Below are 17,924 nucleotides of genomic sequence, written 5' to 3' on the forward strand. Positions count from 1 at the left end.
GCACACTCCTTACTTTCCTTGATAATCCGGCCTTCTTTTCTCAACAAATGCGCTCATACCTTCTTTTTGGTCCAGTGATGCGAAAAGAAGGTAGAAATTTTTCCGTTCATACTGCATTCCTTCATACAAGGGATAATCCACTGCTTTATTAACCGAATCTTTAATAAGGCGCAGTGAGAGCGGTGGTTGTTTGGCTAGTCGATTTGCAAACTTCAGCGTTTCTTCTATTAATAGTTCAGGAGCAACAACTTTGTTAATGACTCCATGTTTGAGTGCTGTTTCCGCGGAAATACGCTCTCCTGTCCAAAGCCATTCGAGCGCTTTCGTACGTCCGACAAGTTTCGTCAACCGCTGTGTCCCTCCTGCACCCGGCATGACGCCGAGGCCTGCTTCCGGGAATGAAAATTCTGTACCGCTTGCTGCAATTAAAATATCACAGCACAATGCAAGCTCAAATCCCCCTCCTAAAACAAAGCCTTTTACTGCACCAATGATTGGCTTTTTAATAAGTGTAAAACGGTCCCAATCAGCAAATTGGTTCAAGAGTTCAAGGCTGACTGGGTCATCTCCAGTCATTTCATCAATATCAGCCCCAGCTGAAAATGAACGGCCTTTTCCAGTAAGGACGATAATGCGAACTTCTTCTTCTCGATCAAACATTTCCATTGCAGTAACGATTTCACAAACCATTTTCCGATTCAACGAATTTAACTGGCGAGGACGATTCAGTTCAATCACCGCGATGTTTCCCTTTACTGTCGTTTCAATGAATTCAAAACTATACACTAGGCATCCTCACCAATCATTAATGTAACAAGATCACCCGCAAACCCCATCAAATCTTTGCCTGATGCCTTTCCTTCAGCTGTGCGCAAACCTGCCTGTAACGCTTCTAGATTGTCATACTTCATCTCACATGTGAGGTAATATTTCCCTTCACCTCCCATTGGAGATCCTGATATTTTTGTTACCTTCATTTCACGGAGACCAGGGATTTTTGCTGTTAGCGGTGAATGTACATTGAAATAATGATCATCAAAAGCCTCTTTGTTTTCTGGGTGTTTGTACAAAGCAATTAGTTTAGCCATTTTTTCTTCTCCTCACTTTACATTAATGTAGACACGGGTTTCATTGCCTCAAATACGTTTTTACAGCTTTTGCAATACAAAATACTTCTGCAGGCCGTCGGTCCAAAAATATTTTCCATTGATACATAGCCAGATCCGCAATAGGCACAATCCACATGCCATGATCCATCTTCCTCAAAATAGCGGGGCGGTGGAGCAATCCCAAATTTTTTCAGATTCACATGACCTTGTTCCGTTATACGGTCTGATGTCCATGGCGGATGAAAGACGAATTCTACTTCAATCGTTTCAACTTCCGGTAGTTTTTTCACAGCATTTACTGTATTCGTTTTAATAAATTCGAGTGCCGGACATCCCAAAAAAGTCGGTAGAAGTGTGATTTTGACGTTATTTCCTTCGGTTGTAACTTCGCCCACCATTCCAAGATCAATAATACTCACCGAATCAATTTCCGGATCTTTCACATTCATAAGTACTTCAAAAATACGCTCAGTTGAAACATCTACAGAAGCAGTCATATTATTCACCTCTTTCCTGGTACCGTTTACCAGACAGCTGCCGGGTCAAGTTTGTAAACTTCGGAAAGCGTGCCGAGTGCTTCATCTAAGTCTTTTGTGTGCTCACCGTTTCGTCCGTTCATCACGGGATGATTCGGGATCAACGGTACTTCCATTTGGAGGGTTTCGAACACTGGATTGATGATAGCTTGCCATTGTTTCTTCATTTCTTCCTCACTGTCTATTAAGTTACTGCTTTCAATCTTTTGTTTCTGATTTCCAAAAGAAAATACATCTCCAAAATCATTCAAAACAAGCGTAATTGCATCATTCATTTTCTTTTTTGCCACATCTGTAGAATTCATTAACTGCTTAAACCACGTTTCCCAGTGCAACTTGTGATAATAAAGTTCCATTTTCACTTTTATCGCCACTTCAGCAATAGGTTTGTATGAGCTTTCACATAACGAATCCATTTTTACCTTTTTCGCTTGTATATAAAAATAACTCCTTACGACTTGATAGGCCCAGTCATAATTGGGTGTTTCCATATAATAACCTTCGCCGTTCACCCGTTCCGTCAAAATGCTGTTCTTTCTTTCATCTGTCGGACGTAAATGGGCCAAGTCATCCGCTTTTCCAGCTCCAAGCTCTTCAAGTAATTTGTAGTACATCGCCGCATGCCCCATACTGTCTTGGCTAATGGATGAGGAAGCTACGTCTTCTTCAATGTGAGGAGCGAGTCCGAGCCATTCAGATCCGCGGAATGCGTACAGAAAATCATCATCTGCTAATTGGAACAACAAACTAGTGATTGCTTCTTTATATTCCATGCTCATGCCATTGTCTGTTATGCTCATTTCCGCTCCCCTCCCCATGACAAAATTTCTTTTTCATCAAGCACTTGCTGTTCATATTGACGCCATTTTTTCTTTAAGTAACCATAGCCTTTTGTCGTCCTGTACTCTTTATTGTCTAGCCTGGTGAGCGTCATCTTCTCTTCGGCATTCATTTTCCTAACATTCTTTCGATTTATAATCCAAATGTCTGCAACTGGTTCACGGCGCATGAAATTTTCCTGTGCCAAAATAAGTGCCATATCTTCATTTGGAGCCAGTAAGCTGAATTGGTGTTGGAATGCCGAGCTCGGTGTCCGCTTACTGAACACTTCATATTCTTGATAAAATGTTTTTTCTCCAGTCATTTTACTGACTCCTTCCATTAATTAACGACTGCACTTAAAGCATCTCGCACCCATGTATTATTTTCATAAGATGTACGACGCAGGTTCAGGCGTGCCTGAGAACGAGGTCCTTCATTTCTAATATTTTTCTTGAATTCATTCCAATCCGGTTGTTTGTACGTCCATATTTTGCTTTCAGCATCGAATTTTATGGTCGGATCTGGGATTGTTAGACCAAGAGATAAAATACGCGGGATATATTTATCAAAAAAGATTTGCCTGAACTCTTCGTTTGTTTTTGTCCGGATTTTATATTTAATAGTCAAATCTTGTTTCGAAGAACCTGTTGTTTCTTTACTCGCAGGTCCGAAGAACATTAACAGAGATTCCCACCAATAATTGATTGATTCCTGAATCATCGATTTTTGATCATTTGTACCTTCCGCAAGTGCCATAATAATAGATTCACCATGCTGTGCATGAAACACTTCTTCAGCGCAAATACGCTGTAACGCTCTCCCGTAAGGCCCATAAGAAGCCCCAAGCATATTTGTTTGTGTAATAATTGCAGCCCCATCAACGAGCCAACCGATTATTCCAGCATCTGCCCATGTAGTTGTTTTCATGTGAAATACATTATGAAATTTCAAGTCTCCATTGAATAAGTCCTGCATTAAATCTCCGCGATTCTTGCCATATGGTTTAAGTAAATCTTCAGTTACGCGAAGAAGCAGTTGACCGTGGCCCATTTCGTCTTGCACCTTGGCCATAATGCCTAACTTACGAGAAAGGGATGGGGCTTTTGGTACCCATTCTTTCTCTGGGAGAGCCCCCATTATTTCGCTCATTCCATGCATGGAAATCAATTTAATCAATGTCAGCCTATATTCTTCAGGCATCCAATCATCGGCTTCAATTTTGTCACCTGCTTCAATCCTCTGCATAAAGTGAGCTAACTTTTCTACTTCCGAATTGTATAAACCCGTCATTTCACAGCCCCCTAGTTTAAGGTATGTGTTTCCGACTAAACATATAACACTTACATAACGTTAATCTAAAACTCAGTTATATTTATAGACATACCAATCCGATAATACCGTGTGCCTTTTCCATAAACAGTCGCTTACTTAATACTTGGTCGCCCACTTTAATAGAATCTGTCGGACATCCGACTTATGCATCTTCTAAATCTTCAAGAAGATGTTCAGGTACTTCTGCTGTTCCTTCATTTCTATACTTTGAATACCTTCTGGGACAATTCCCAAAAACAAAAAAACACCGGCAAAATTCTGCCGATGTCCATTTTTAATACGTAAATCAATTGCTCATGCTATTTTTCTCGATGCTTTCAATGTCTTGAATGACCTCACCATTTTCCACTTTTTCTCCATTCTCCATGTTTATAAACAACTTGCCTTCCGCCATTTTACGCGCTTCGTTTTTGAAGTTGTCAATAACTTTTGCTTCAATACGCGCTCCGTCAGCAGTGACACCAAACGGTACTGTCCAGTAACCTACATAGTGACCTGGTGATGTCTCACTAAATGGAAGTTCGGTGGCATTTGTCACTTCGTTGCCTACATTTGTCAGTGGCATGTGGATTACAAAACTAGCTTTTAGTCCTGGGGCACTGTCAAATTCTATTTTTACACTTTTGCCTGTTGTTAAGTAGACATCATTAGTTGGTGTTAAATTTTCGATTGATGGTGCATTATATTGAGCTGTAACTACCACCGTCTTCGAAGTTTGGTTATTCGCTTTATCACTTGCAACAACCGTTATTTCGTTTTCACCATTATCAAGCAAAATACGTTTGGAATAGTTTCCATTTACGACTTCCGCATTTTGGCCGTTTACTTTTACCCAATCAAGGTTAGCATCAGAAACCGTCCCTTCAACCATAACCGTTTCACGATTCGATTTATCACCGTTTTTCGGGTTATCGATTGTCAGTTCAGGGTTTTCAGTATCTAATGTCACTGTAACTGGAGCAGATTCGCCTGTCACTTTGCCATTAAGCGTGGAAACTGCCTTGAACTCATTTACTCCTTCTGCAAGCTCATTTTTGATTGTAAATTTGCCGTCTTCTCCAACCACTGCCGTACCTGCATCTTCTCCGTTGTTTTTCAGCTGGATTGTTGTCGTCGGAGATGCTGTCCCTTCGATCGTAATACTTGATTCATTTGTCGTGAAGTTCTCTGCAGGTGAAGTAATAATTGGTGCATGGACTTCATAGCTGACACGTGCACGAATCATGTAATTCCCTTCCGCCGCAGGTGCTGCTGACCACGCGCCCGATACATATTGATAACTTCTTCCCGCGTTCGTTCCAGTTTCATCTGTCGCGAGACCAGGTGAATTTGGACTTGGATCTTTCTGGATGTAAACCATGTAAAAGTCACCGCTGACAACTATGTTGTGCTCAGTTAAATCTACAACTGTCCACTCTCCGTTACGCAGAGCCTGTGCATCGATTGGTCCTGCAAGTTTCTTGCCAGGAGTTCCGTCAGCACCCGTTGCATCCCATACTTCTACTGCAAAAGCCGTCCCTCCTGGAACTGGCCATTCCGTATCCCAGAAGCGGAGTACGCCGTCTGTGACAATTCCGGATTCTTTACCTTCTGGAAGAGACATTTTCACTCCCCAGCCATTACCTGCATCGTAGAATGCACGCGCATTCTCGCCTGTGCCGTCGTCATACCCAATTTCGCCGCCTGGATATGTGTAAAATGGTTCTAGTGCGAAATCTTTTTCAGTCGTGCCGTCGCCAATTGTGATAGCCGCTTCTTGACTATGGTAGCCACGTGCAATCACCTTCAACGTGTAGTCGCCTTCATAAGCGGTGATGGAATAATTCCCATTTCCATCTGTTTCGACAGGTGTAATGTTTGCATCTTCGATTAGCAGCAATGTTGCTCCACCAATTGCTTCACCTGTTGACTGATCAGTAATTGTACCTCTTACCGTGGATTGTGTAATTTCATTTAGCGTGAAATTAACTTTCGTTGAACTGTCTGCTTCGATTGTTACGGATTGCTCTTCAGATTGGAATCCGTATGCTTCTGCTTTCGCCGTAAATGTTCCTGCTCCATGCGTCAGTGAATATTTTCCATCAGCAGGGTTCGAATAGACCGAACGCCCTGTTTCAAGCACACTGACTTGTGCACTTAAAGGAAGCAGTGTAGGGTTTGCCTTTTCGTCTTGGACTGGCGGTTGTTCTTTCTTAGGAACTACCGGGTGAATTTTTGTCGGATCGATAGGTTCTTTGAATGCATCTTTTTCTTTTTCTTTAATAATACCGAGGTCTTTACCAGATTCGGTTTTAATAGCTTCAAGATTTTTACCGCTATTTTTCTCATTGCTTCCGTTACTATCTTGTGTAGTTCCTTTTTGCATTTTGCCCGTTTTTGAAGTAGTTGTCAGTGCTACATCATCAATATACCAGCCATCTTTTACAACGCTAGCGTCGGAAAATGCATTGAAACCGATGTAAACACGTTGACCGCTATATTCCGACAAGTCAACTTCACCGTCAATCCAACCGTCCGATTGACCTTGAACCATGAGTAGTTGGGTCCATTCCACCTGATCTATGGAAATGAATACATGACCGTAATCCCATGCTCTGCCGGATGTAGATTGCTCGAAGTTATGCCATTGTTTAAATTGCAAGAAGGAATCCCCTTCTGGCAAGTCAACTGGAGGCATGACAAGTGTTGCATTCATATTAGTTTCATATGTGCCTGTAAGATTTGTCGCATATACTTTTTCACCTGAAGAGGCGCTATTTGGGCCAGATGTTGGTACGCCCCACTCCCAGCTGTTCTTCTCGCCAAATGAAGTCCAACCAATCGGCGTTGTTTCAAAGTCTTCTGAGAAGCCGATTGTGATGCCCGGCTTCACTTGAATCGTGTATTCTTCACTTGTCACTTCATTATTCCCAAAATCATTGATTGTCCATTTGTAAGTGAATGTATTGCCTGCGATACTTTCGCCCGCAATCGTTGCTCCAAATTCACCTGACTGGTAATTACCCGACTTACGGCTAGCTTCCACCGCTTGCCACTTGTTAGCTGCGTCCTTATAGTTCAATGTGACAGACGCGATACTAATATTATCTGTCGCTTGAACCCTCAAATCTAAATCCATTCCCGCGTATGTTTCTGCAGGCGCATCATGCTTGTATGTTGGTGCTTCATGATCGTCACCTTGTTTTGAAACTTGACCTTCCATTTTCCCAAGGCCACTAGCGATTGATGAAACAGCTTCGTAAGCATCGACAAGTCCATATCCATAGCCGTGGTTCGGAGACTGTGGATATACTGCGTCAGTCAACGGTGTCGCTGTATCAAGTAAAATCTGTTCCATTTCATCGACTGTTAAGTTGGCGTTTACTTGGCGAAGTAGCGCTGCCACGCCCGATACAGCCGGTCCTGCCATTGATGTTCCATTCCAACCGCCTTCATAACCGCTGCCTGGAACGGATGAACGAATATTCACACCCGGTGCAGAAATGTCGGGTTTAATTTCTGCATATGGAGATGGACCACGTAGAGAAAAGCTGCCTACTTTGTTATTAATGTCCGTTGCGCCAGTTGCAAAAGATTCAGGGTAATTCGATGGAGCTGCAACTGATCCGGGTCCGCCTGGATTAGATAGCGTCGTGTTTCCTGCAGAAAACTCTGGGAAAATTTCTGCTGCTCGCCAGTTTTTGACAACATCACGATACCATTCATCAAGTCCTGGTCCACCTCCCCATGAATTATTCACGACATCTGGCGCTAGATCGACGCGTACATTACCGTTGGCGTCTGTCGGTGCCAAAATCCATTGAGCTGCAGCCAGTAAATCTCTATCTGACCCACCAGCCGTAGTGAATGCTTTAACAGCGATCCACTTAGCACCTGGAGCAACACCGATTTGGTTAGATCCATTCGGTTCGCTACCGACCATTGTGCCAGTAACATGTGTTCCATGACCGACATCATCATATGGTGTAGCTTGTCCTACAGTTGCGTCAAACCAATTGAAGTCATGGTTCACATCACCTGATGCCGCATTATACCCTCGATATTGTTCTTTCAATGCGGGATGGTTCCATTGAACACCTGTATCGATGCTCGCAACAACCGTACCGGAACCGTCAATGCCCATGTCCCAAACTTGCGGTGCATTGACACGCTCAACGTTCCATTCTACATTTGCAATTTTAGATTCAGGAGCAACTGCATTTTCAGTTTTTGTTGCAAAAAGTTCGCGCGTTTCATTGGGTAGCACTTTTTCAACCTCTGCGAATGTCGCTACCTTTTGCGCGACTTCCTTCGTGGCCGTAACAGCCATACCGTTTACGATAAAGTAAGAGGTGATGTCTTTAGCGTTTCCTGCTTTAACTTGCTGTTCAAGATACTGTTTAACATTTTGTTGTGTTTCGATAGATGTTGTTTTCAGCTCGGATACGACAGCCGATCGTTGCATAAGTTCCACTTTTTGTGCCGATAAATTTGCATTAATTGCATGTTTTTTTGCTTCACTCGCTACTTTTTCCGTATCCGTTTTTTCTTTAAATTTTATCAAAAAAGTGACGGTGTCAGCTTTTCCGAAGCTTTCCAGCAAGCGATCACTTACTTTGTCCTTTGAAATTACATTAGAGTTATTTAAAGATTCGTGGAGTTTTTGATTCGGCTCTGCGTTCGCAACTCCAGGTGTGACCAGGGAAAACACCATGAGTAACGATGCAATAATGCTGAACACTCTTATTCGACTACGCTTCTTCAAATTCATTCCTCCCTCCGATTTTTACAACGATTGAACTGCATTTTTTAAATCAATAAAAAACACCCCTTGCCCCCTTCCTAAAAGTTAGTGTAGGTACCCGACGGTGTCGCTTGTGAAAATCTAGTTGATACTACTAAACATACACGGATACTAAATCTCTTTTTGTCGAATATTGACAGAACTTTACCAATTGATAGTTTTTATCTACTCTAACCCTATTTATTCCAGTAGAAAAGTTCTATGGAAATAATTAGCACTTCGACAAATGAGTATGCTACGCCCTTGGTATCATTGCGTTTTCTTGATGACTTGAATTGAAGATAGATTACCATTTTTTTGCATCATAATGAATAAATACATAGATATGACTAGGTATGATAAAATAATGCCAATTTCCAATTATACAGATAGGAATAAATAGGTATTTGTAACTTGTATAAATAGAAACAAAGCATGCATAAAGTACTAATTCGATCATATTTCATCGATTTAATTCCTATTCTCAGTAATGTAGATGCCCAGACGTGAATTTTCATTTTAGGGGGGATTTCACCACTGAAAGGATTTGAAGTTCTGGAGAACGATAAAAAAGTAGTAATGGCGAACTATTTATTGACTATAAAAGCACAAAAAACCGGGTTCTAGAATAATCCCGGCATAAATTTTTCCGATAATAAATTTCATCTTCAATCAGAGGGGGGTTTCTCCCCCCTCACTGATTGATAGTTTAACCATTCGGGCTTTTACGGGTTCTTCATCCCCCACTTATTCTTCTCGTGTCCTTGAAGACTTGAAGTGGGGGTCTTACTGCCCGTTAATGCGAGATAAAAAAGTAGTAATGGAGAATTATTTATTGACTATAAAAGCACAAAAAAACCGGGTTCTAGAATGATCCCGGCATAACTTTTTACTCGGTTATAAAATAGTTTAAACCCATTTTATTACCTAGCGCCCTTCACTTTTTCATCAACGAAAATCTCACTAACAATGTCGTGGCACAAAGCAACAACAATCCGAAGATCCCAACCGCAATACCCGTGTTTTGTAATGTTAGGATCGATGCAGACAAACCGCAAAGGGTCGGGTCGAATGAGATAGCACCTACCATCGTCCCCATGATTGCTGCTACTCCTCCATTAAAAAAACCGGCAAGAACCGATTGTTTCTTTACCACCGAACTAAATTGAGTGCCTATTACAATGCCAATCCATAGGTTAATCGTACAGATAACCGTAAAATCCATCGGAAAAACCAAATATAATGTGATCGCGATGACAAAACTGGTAATTTGCCCCGCGGCTAAGGTAACTGTAAATCTGAGACGGTCGCTGATTCCAAAACGTAACTTATAGAATAATGCATACATATAAACGCCCAACAAACTACTTAACACGAGCAAAAATAATCCAAATAAGATCATCGTATGCCTCTCCTTATGTTTTTCGAGAAGACTTTGTCGCTTTAAACAACATCATAAATGAGCACAAGACGAATAATTCCATCATGATGGCAAACGGAATACTATATGACGCAGCAGCTCCAATCATCGGTGCCATCATTCCCGTCATAAGCCCGCTAATATATCCGGTGAGCAACGTTTGATTGTCAAAAATTCCTCCGAACAAACTTCCCACCAGCATCCCTGTCAAAGCAGCTACTACGGTCACTTCCATATAATAGACCGGGAATTCATAAATCAAGAGGACGCCCGTTCCAAGAGCCAGTCCTCCGCCCGCTACCATGGCGATATTCATGCCCAGATGAAAATCTATCAACTTTCTTCGCCTGTATAAAAACTGATAAGTGACACCAGCAAGTAGAAATTGAAAAATTAACAAGCTCCAAATCCATGCCGACAAACGGATTCCCTCCTCACGACATTGTATGAAAACGGGGAGTAAAAGAATCAAAAAAATGCCAAGCACCAACACAATTTAAAATTGCGTTGGTGCTTGGCACCGATTTATTCTGATGAATTGTTTGTTAGTCATTTATCAACCAAAGGATATCACTTCATCGCATGATAGTGAAAACATCCCAATACGATTGTAGTTAAATAATCGCAATTGAAACATACTGCGACTCTAAGAAGGCTTCAATCCCTTCACGTCCGCCTTCACGTCCAACTCCGCTTTCTTTCATACCACCGAAGGGAGCTTGTACTGCAGAAGGTGTTCCATCATTCCAACCCACAATACCAAAGTTAAGTTGTTCGATTAAACGTGTCCCTATAGCAACGCTATCCGTAAATACATAAGCAGCCAAACCGTATGGTGTATCATTTGCTAATACGATTGCTTCTTCTATTGTTTCCACTTTCTGAATAGGAGCCACAGGTCCAAATGTTTCTTCTTTCATAATAACCATGGACGGATCCGCGTTACTAAGGACTGTAGGGGCATAGAAAGTCCCCCCATCTTTTGTAATTAGCTTGCCTCCTGTCATAAGGGTAGCGCCTTTAGACAGTGCATCCTCAACATGATGCGACACCTTCTCAAGACTTGCGCGATTTACTAATGGTCCAATATCTACATTTACATCTGTACCATTTCCTACTTTCAACTGGCTAACTGCTTCAGAAAACTTTTCTACAAACTCGTCATGAATACCTGACTGTACATAAATACGATTAGCACAAACGCATGTTTGTCCAGCATTCCTGAATGCTGACGCAATCGTACCTTTCACTGCTAGATCTACATTGGCGTCATTTAATACAATCAAAGGCGCATGACCACCGAGTTCGAGTGATAATCGTTTTACCTGATGAGCACTTTGTTCGATTAAAATTTTACCGACTTCGGTAGATCCAGTAAAGGTAACTTTTCGAATTTTTTCATTTTCCATGATTGCTTTCCCTATTTTGCTTGAAGATCCAGTCACCAAGTTAATGACACCTTTAGGGAACCCAGCCTTTTCACATAACTCTATCATTTTAATGGCAGTCAGCGGACTTTCACTTGAAGGTTTAATAACAATGGTACACCCCGCCGCTAAAGCCGGCCCCATTTTCCTCGCTAACATGGCAGCTGGGAAATTCCATGGAGTGATAGCGGCTACAACACCAACTGGTTTTTTCCACACTTGCAAACGTTTGCTCGTCGTATGTGTAGGCAAGATTTCACCGTAAACGCGCTTGCCTTCCTCAGCAAACCATTCTAGAAAAGCAGCGGCGCTTGTCACTTCTCCTATGGATTCATTAATTGGTTTTCCCATTTCCATCGTCATCGTTTGAGCCAAATCATCACGATGTTCTATCATCAGTTCATAGAGCCTTTTCAAATAGTTCGCACGCTCATAAGCTGTCGTTTGTGACCACGTTTGAAATGCATCATAAGCAGCGTCAATAGCCACGTGTGCTTCTTCTTCCCCACCAATTGGCACACTACCTACGATTTGACCATTAGCTGGATTGATAACATTTAATTTTTCTAGATCTCCCCCAAGCCATTCACCGTTTATATACATTAAATGATGTTTCATTTCCTATTACCTCCACTCTCTATTTATTCAATAAACCTATCTATTTCTTTACTACCCTATTTATTCCCTAAGTATACGCTTTATTTCTTGCTTCATCTCTTCATGGGACTTCGCAGTTCCACATCACTACCTACTAGCCCATCCTAGTTTGATGATTCTTAAAAGTCAAACTAATAGTGTTTTTTCGAATTAAGAGCAGCCCCACAGTAAAAATGCCCCTGATGGAAATAGAATCAATCCAACTAAAAAGAGCCACTTACAAAGACAAGAGATTGTAAAGCAAAATCTCGTCTTTATAAATGGCTACTAGCCCACATCTGTTGATTAACCTAAAGTAAACAGTGAATAACATAATTTCCTACTAGGCGCTACTTGTATAGTTGAATTTTCGAGTGCTCCGGATTGAATGACTTCTATACAGTTACCGGGATGTCTGGCTGTGTAGGGATGCGACCTTGTCGCATCCCTACACAGTTTTTTCGGTAATCGTATGGTGGTCCTTCATCCATCGCGCTCTAAATGCATAAGTACTCGTAGTGCTGAAACTTTTTTTGACGAAAGAATAGCTGTCTTCTTAACTGGAAATAAGCCGCCAAAGATGCAATTTTGGCGGCTGATGCTTTCTATAAGACATCACATGAATTTGATGCATAATCTTTACTAAAAGTAAGCAAGGAACACATTGTACAAAGTGCTAGAGTGCTCGAAATTGTATCTTCGGGCACTTACACTCTCTGTAGAAAGTCATCTACTCATTTCTTTCAAAGCAACTGCATTTTTCACTTGAATAGTGTAGGAACGCGATAGGCAACTATTCGCAACACTCTTTCAGTAAATCAATCATGAATAGTTTGTCGAAAGCCGTCCGAAAATAGTGCAGTGAAAATGTAGGTCATCAAACCCGACTCACCAGTATTTTATGCAAAAAACTGGGTAATCAACAGAAGTGCTGCTACCTATTATATATGTTGTAATAAAGAATCCTACCAACAACGCTCTGCGCTAGGGGATACCTCCCACAATAAGCCAGACAGAAAATCACTCTCAGTCTTATTGCTTCAGCTACCCCAGTAGACGCCTTCGCTGAAAATTATATAGTTGTATTATAAGGTTAATCTATTACCTTATCAAAAGTCATCGTACTCAATTAGATTGTTATAATTTATAGTCCATTACAATCGTTTTCTTCAATTGTTTTAAGTGGCGTTTTTCATGCAATCCAACAAAAGGAAACCACTGAATCAGTGGCACTTGCCCAAAAATTGGGTGTTTGAATGATTTTTCACGAAGTACGTCCTTTGTACTTGATTCATATACATCTAATAAAAAGAGGCGCGAATCATAGAGTGCATTTTTCATCTCTATTTTTGATTTGTACTCTTTCGTTGGTGCAGTATAGCCTGGAGCTTCCACTTTTATGAAACGAATCGTGGAAAGTGCAATTGGTTTCTTCATCGATTTCGGGCTATCAGGATTTGTTAGTTCTTTGGCTATATTTGTCGCAATGACTGTCTCCATACGTACAAGGTGTTCAAATATTTGTTTCGGAGACCATCCGCCATTTGAAGGTATTTTATTGAATTGTTCATCCGTTAACCCTTCAATTGCTTTAAATAACTCTTTTCGGATGATAGTATTTTTTCCTAAAATCATTTAAATATCTCCTTTGATAACCTCAGAAATCTTTTCCGTAGTTGTTGTTTGCAAGTGGTACGTTTCACATGATAGTACAGTTAATGTGTACGCCTATTTGATAGTGTAGGAACTGATTTAGTCATCTTTTTGTTTCCCTACCTACAATAGAAGCTTTTCTCTTTTTTCGCAAGTGATTTAGTGAAAAACACTTTTGCTAAAGACATTTTTGTGTCGTTTAAAATGAGGGATTATTCAATTCATTTTTTTAGTAATTATCCAGATAAAGTTAATCTTCAATCAGAGGGGGGTCCTTACAGCCCGTTAATGCGGGTTAAATACTAGGACATCGACTACTCGAATACACTCAATCTTTAAAAAGTATTCCTCTCGTTATCGATGAAAAGTTCCCTAATTCTTTTCAGAATTCGCGAACCAGTATGCCGCCCCAACGAACACAGCTCCACCAATTATATTGCCAATTGTTACTGGTACTAAGTTTGCCGTCATCCCGGCCAATGAAACAGTGTCCGGGTGAGGGATCATCAACGAGAGGGAAAGCAAGGTCATATTTGCGATACTATGTTCAAACCCCGAAGTGATAAAAGCAAATAAGCACCAAAAAATCATAATCAATTTTGCTGTTTCATCCTTAAGTTTAAATGCGCACCAAACAGCCAGACAAACGAGTATATTACACAGAATTCCACGCATAAGCAACTCTACAAATGGCGTATTCATCTTGGCGCTTGCCGCTGAATTGATATAGTCCGCTGTCCCACCTATGGCCAGTCCCGAATAGACAAAAAGTGCCGCAACGAGAATAGAGCCTGCAAAGTTGCCAACATAGCTGAATGTCCAAATTTGTATGGTTTCATACCAAGTCGTTTTCTTCGTCAATATACCAATCGTCATGATCATATTATTACTTGTGAAAAGGTCTGCCCCTGCCATTAACACTAAACTTAACGCAATCCCAAATGTAACGCCCATAATAATTTTCGTTCCTGCAAAATCAGTTGGTCCTAACAAACCACCAATCGTAAAAATAAGTATAATTCCAAATCCAACGAAAACCCCAGCCATCATTGTCAATGTTAGGTATCTACTTTTACTCGTATGTAATTGATTCACTTTCGAAATGGCTGTATCACCCAACACAGCGATTGTTGCTTTCATTTTTTTCCCTCCAACTACCATTAGCATGACTTTTTGGATGCCTAGTATCTTTTTTTACCCAAGTATATATTCTATCTCTAACGACTATACTACTAAACACAGATATACGGTACTTCCGACGGAAAACGGATGATAATACAACGACCAATCCGAGATATGGGGTTGGTTTTTCGTCATTCAGACAATACACCCGGTAAACTAAACCTCCTACTAAGATAACAGTCATGGCACTGGGTAACGCCAACAGACCTTTTCGTAATTCAAGTGTATGATTGTCATGTATACTAGGCATAGTCCTAAACCCATTGTCCTATCATTAAGGGGAACTTAAAATCATTTGAGGTGTCTATTTATGAAAAAAACACGCTATGAAAATACGGATAGGAATGCATCACTTGCCACGTTTAAAGATTTACTACAGTGGCGCAAAGAAAGAAAAGGCAAACTGAAAGATTTATCATTCCAAGTGCCACTAGTAGATAAAACGGAAACAGCGTTCTTGCAATCAAACCGGACGATTCCAACAATCACTTGGATTGGCCATTCCACATTTTTAATCCAACTAAATGGACTAAACATCCTAACAGATCCAGTTTGGGCAAATCGTCTTGGCACAGATAAACGGCTGACACCACCAGGACTGCCAATTAAGGAATTACCGCCAATCGATATGGTCCTAATTTCACATAGCCATTACGATCACCTGAGCTATGGTTCTATTAAAAAACTAAAAGGTGATCCAACTTTTTTTGTGCCAATTGGACTTGGTAACTGGTTTAAAAGAAAAGGATTCAACAAAACTGTGGAATTTAACTGGTGGGATGAGCAACAAATAAGCGGATTAACGATTTCCTTTGTTCCAGCTCAGCACTGGTCAAAAAGAACGCCGACGGATACAAATCACTCTCATTGGGGGGGATGGATTATCCAAAATCCAAATCAAACACTCTATTTCGTAGGAGACAGCGGCTATTTCGAAGGCTTTCACACTATCGGAGAAAAGTATGCCATTGATTATTGCTTGATGCCGATTGGCGCATATGAGCCGGAATGGTTCATGGCTGCTCAACACGTAAACCCTGAAGATGCTGTCAAAGCCTTCATCAATACACAGTCGAAAGTGATGATTCCGATGCATTACGGCGCTTATAGGTTAGCCGACGATACACCTAAAGAAGCACTTGATAGATTACAAGCTGAATGGGAGAAAAGAAAGTTAGATGGCAAGAAGTTAACTGTTTTGAAACTTGGGGAAACTATTCAGATGGAGACTCCAACTACTTGAGCTAAAAAGAGCGAACTCCCTATACTTTCAAGGGGTTCGCTCTTTTAATGGGCCACAACGCCGGAGACTTGGGTCAACAGGATGTTGGTTATTCAGTAGAAGTGGTTGAATTCTGCTAAATCAAGTTAAATTTCAATAATGACTGGAAGAATCATCGGCCTTCTTTTTGTCCGCGTATATAAAAGTGTTTCAACCGATTTTTTTATGTGTTGTCTGAGATTAATTCGTTGGTTTCCACTTTCGCCTCGCGAGTTGTTAATGGTCGTAATGACTAACTGATTCACTTCATTCAATAGTGCTTGTGAATCATTCCTATAGACGAATCCGCGTGAAATTGTATCCGGATCGGAAATTAGCTGTCCATCTGTTTTACTTAGCGTTAAAACAATAACGAGCATGCCCTCCTCAGAAAGCAATTTACGGTCACGTAACACGATGTTTCCAACATCACCAATGCCCAATCCATCTACGAAAATGTTCCCCGATTGGACTTTTCGTGTTTGGCGGGCAACGCGGTTGTTAATATCGACAACATCACCATTGTTAATAACGAAAATATTTTCTCTTTCCACACCTACGGATTCTGCTAATAAACGATGCTGATAAAGCATTCTAAACTCACCATGAATGGGAATGAAATACTTCGGCTTCATTAAGGTTAGCATTAATTTCAATTCTTCCTGACAGGCATGTCCTGAAACATGCATACCCGTTACAGTCCCCGATCCATAGATCACCTTGGCTCCCAAAAGATATAAATTATCAATAATACGTGATACACTTTTTTCATTTCCAGGAATTGGCGATGAAGCAAAAATAACCGTATCATCAGGGTGGACTTCTACCTCACGGAAGTTTGAACTGGATAGACGTGACAGAGCCGCCATAGGTTCTCCTTGACTTCCCGTGCAAAGAATAACAACCTTCTCCGGATCCATTCCTCTAACTTCATTTTTATCAATTAACATTCCTTCAGGGATAGTCAAATACCCGAGTTCTGAAGCAACCGCTACTACATTCACCATACTTCGGCCAAGTAATGCAAGCTTACGGTTCGTTTTTTGCGCGGCATCTACTACTTGCTGTACACGATGAACGTTAGAAGCAAATGTAGAAATAAATACTTTCCGACGGGCTTTGCGGAATGCTTCTTCAATATGCCCTCCTACAAGTATTTCAGACGGATTAAAACCAGGACGTTCCGCATTGGTACTTTCTGATAACAATAGCAACACACCATCACTGCCGATTTTAGCCATTTTATGAATATCCGGATAGTCATTATTGACAGGCGTTAAATCGAATTTGAAATCACCAGTATGCACAACTGCCCCCTCTGGCGTATGAAATACAACGCCTAAACAATCAGGAATGCTGTGGTTTGTTTTGAAAAATGTTACTTTCACTGTTCCAAACTCCAAATCCGAATCAGAATCAATCAGAACTAACTCAGTTTGCCTAAAAAGTCCGTGTTCTTTTAACTTAAGCCCAATTAAACCTAGCGTTAATCGTGTCGCATAAATCGGCATATTTAATTGCTTTAATACGTACGGAATGCCTCCAATATGATCTTCATGTCCATGAGTGATAACTAACGCCCGAATCTTATCCTTATTTTCCTGTAAGTATGAAATATCCTGGATAATCAAATCAATTCCTAATAAACTTTCATCTGGAAACTTAGCACCACAGTCAATCACAACGATATCGTCTTCATATTGTAGGACATACATATTTTTCCCAATTTCATTAATACCACCTAGTGCAAAAACTGATAATTTATTTTCAGTTTTAATCAAATT

At 40.8% G+C, this 17,924-nt stretch carries 14 protein-coding genes; 1 reads left to right on the plus strand and 13 read right to left on the minus strand.

The genetic code is table 11. The features are described 5' to 3' along the window. Positions 1-9: 9 nt before the first annotated feature. From AZE41_RS14090 to AZE41_RS14145, 12 genes are all read right to left on the minus strand, one after another. Positions 10-786 (minus strand): enoyl-CoA hydratase/isomerase family protein, encoded by a 777-nt coding sequence (locus tag AZE41_RS14090; RefSeq protein WP_067210626.1) that lies wholly within the window; start codon positions 784-786, stop codon positions 10-12. After that, positions 786-1,088, minus strand: coding sequence for an EthD family reductase (locus AZE41_RS14095; RefSeq protein ID WP_067210629.1), 303 nt, complete (start codon positions 1,086-1,088; stop codon positions 786-788). The genes AZE41_RS14090 and AZE41_RS14095 overlap by 1 nt, the downstream gene beginning before the upstream one ends. A gap of 17 nt (positions 1,089-1,105) precedes the next feature. Beyond that, positions 1,106-1,606, minus strand: a complete 501-nt coding sequence (gene paaD, locus AZE41_RS14100; protein ID WP_067210631.1) for a 1,2-phenylacetyl-CoA epoxidase subunit PaaD — start codon at positions 1,604-1,606, stop codon at positions 1,106-1,108. A 26-nt stretch (positions 1,607-1,632) separates the two neighbouring features. Continuing rightward, a complete protein-coding gene (paaC, locus tag AZE41_RS14105; RefSeq protein WP_067210633.1) occupies positions 1,633-2,445 on the minus strand; it encodes a 1,2-phenylacetyl-CoA epoxidase subunit PaaC in 813 nt (270 codons plus the stop codon). Next, positions 2,442-2,789: a 1,2-phenylacetyl-CoA epoxidase subunit PaaB gene (paaB, locus tag AZE41_RS14110; RefSeq protein ID WP_067210636.1), complete on the minus strand. Its 348-nt coding sequence runs from the start codon at positions 2,787-2,789 to the stop codon at positions 2,442-2,444. Before paaB ends, paaC begins: the two co-directional genes overlap by 4 nt. 17 nt (positions 2,790-2,806) lie before the next feature. Continuing rightward, a complete protein-coding gene (gene paaA, locus AZE41_RS14115) occupies positions 2,807-3,757 on the minus strand; it encodes a 1,2-phenylacetyl-CoA epoxidase subunit PaaA (RefSeq protein ID WP_067210637.1) in 951 nt (316 codons plus the stop codon). Between the two features lie 328 nt (positions 3,758-4,085). Continuing rightward, positions 4,086-8,549 (minus strand): S8 family peptidase, encoded by a 4,464-nt coding sequence (locus tag AZE41_RS14120; RefSeq protein WP_082786610.1) that lies wholly within the window; start codon positions 8,547-8,549, stop codon positions 4,086-4,088. 949 nt (positions 8,550-9,498) lie between these two features. Next, on the minus strand, positions 9,499-9,963 hold the full coding sequence (locus AZE41_RS14125) for a hypothetical protein (protein WP_067210640.1): 465 nt from the start codon (positions 9,961-9,963) through the stop codon (positions 9,499-9,501). A gap of 13 nt (positions 9,964-9,976) precedes the next feature. Continuing rightward, entirely contained in the window at positions 9,977-10,402 is a 426-nt protein-coding gene (locus AZE41_RS14130; RefSeq protein ID WP_231885679.1) for a hypothetical protein, read from the minus strand. A 193-nt stretch (positions 10,403-10,595) separates the two neighbouring features. Then, the gene (locus tag AZE41_RS14135; RefSeq protein ID WP_067210641.1) at positions 10,596-12,026 is read right to left on the minus strand and encodes an NAD-dependent succinate-semialdehyde dehydrogenase; all 1,431 of its coding nucleotides are present in this window, start codon (positions 12,024-12,026) and stop codon (positions 10,596-10,598) included. Between the two features lie 1,155 nt (positions 12,027-13,181). Then, on the minus strand, positions 13,182-13,679 hold the full coding sequence (locus AZE41_RS14140; RefSeq protein ID WP_067210644.1) for a DinB family protein: 498 nt from the start codon (positions 13,677-13,679) through the stop codon (positions 13,182-13,184). A gap of 390 nt (positions 13,680-14,069) precedes the next feature. Beyond that, a complete protein-coding gene (locus tag AZE41_RS14145) occupies positions 14,070-14,837 on the minus strand; it encodes a formate/nitrite transporter family protein (RefSeq protein WP_067210647.1) in 768 nt (255 codons plus the stop codon). A gap of 352 nt (positions 14,838-15,189) precedes the next feature. On the opposite strand from AZE41_RS14145, the gene AZE41_RS14150 reads away from it, so the two are divergent. Further along, the gene (locus AZE41_RS14150; protein WP_067210650.1) at positions 15,190-16,122 is read left to right on the plus strand and encodes an MBL fold metallo-hydrolase; all 933 of its coding nucleotides are present in this window, start codon (positions 15,190-15,192) and stop codon (positions 16,120-16,122) included. 125 nt (positions 16,123-16,247) lie between these two features. Here AZE41_RS14150 and AZE41_RS14155 read toward each other — a convergent pair whose 3' ends face one another. Then, complete coding sequence (locus tag AZE41_RS14155) at positions 16,248-17,921, minus strand: ribonuclease J (RefSeq protein WP_067210653.1); 1,674 nt, start codon at positions 17,919-17,921, stop codon at positions 16,248-16,250. Positions 17,922-17,924 lie beyond the last annotated feature (3 nt).

The sequence above is a fragment of the Sporosarcina psychrophila genome (assembly GCF_001590685.1).
GTDB classification, from domain to species: Bacteria; Bacillota; Bacilli; order Bacillales_A; family Planococcaceae; genus Sporosarcina; species Sporosarcina psychrophila.

Excerpts from the sequence above, each read along its gene's own strand:
- AZE41_RS14095 (WP_067210629.1), bottom strand. The coding sequence starts at position 1,088 with ATGGCTAAACTAATTGCTTTGTACAAACACCCAGAAAACAAAGAGGCT.
- AZE41_RS14140 (WP_067210644.1), bottom strand. The coding sequence starts at position 13,679 with ATGATTTTAGGAAAAAATACTATCATCCGAAAAGAGTTATTTAAAGCA.
- AZE41_RS14120 (WP_082786610.1), bottom strand. The coding sequence starts at position 8,549 with ATGAATTTGAAGAAGCGTAGTCGAATAAGAGTGTTCAGCATTATTGCA.
- paaD (WP_067210631.1), bottom strand. The coding sequence starts at position 1,606 with ATGACTGCTTCTGTAGATGTTTCAACTGAGCGTATTTTTGAAGTACTT.
- AZE41_RS14125 (WP_067210640.1), bottom strand. The coding sequence starts at position 9,963 with ATGATCTTATTTGGATTATTTTTGCTCGTGTTAAGTAGTTTGTTGGGC.
- paaC (WP_067210633.1), bottom strand. The coding sequence starts at position 2,445 with ATGAGCATAACAGACAATGGCATGAGCATGGAATATAAAGAAGCAATC.
- AZE41_RS14145 (WP_067210647.1), bottom strand. The coding sequence starts at position 14,837 with ATGAAAGCAACAATCGCTGTGTTGGGTGATACAGCCATTTCGAAAGTG.
- paaB (WP_067210636.1), bottom strand. The coding sequence starts at position 2,789 with ATGACTGGAGAAAAAACATTTTATCAAGAATATGAAGTGTTCAGTAAG.
- paaA (WP_067210637.1), bottom strand. The coding sequence starts at position 3,757 with ATGACGGGTTTATACAATTCGGAAGTAGAAAAGTTAGCTCACTTTATG.
- AZE41_RS14150 (WP_067210650.1), top strand. The coding sequence starts at position 15,190 with ATGAAAAAAACACGCTATGAAAATACGGATAGGAATGCATCACTTGCC.
- AZE41_RS14135 (WP_067210641.1), bottom strand. The coding sequence starts at position 12,026 with ATGAAACATCATTTAATGTATATAAACGGTGAATGGCTTGGGGGAGAT.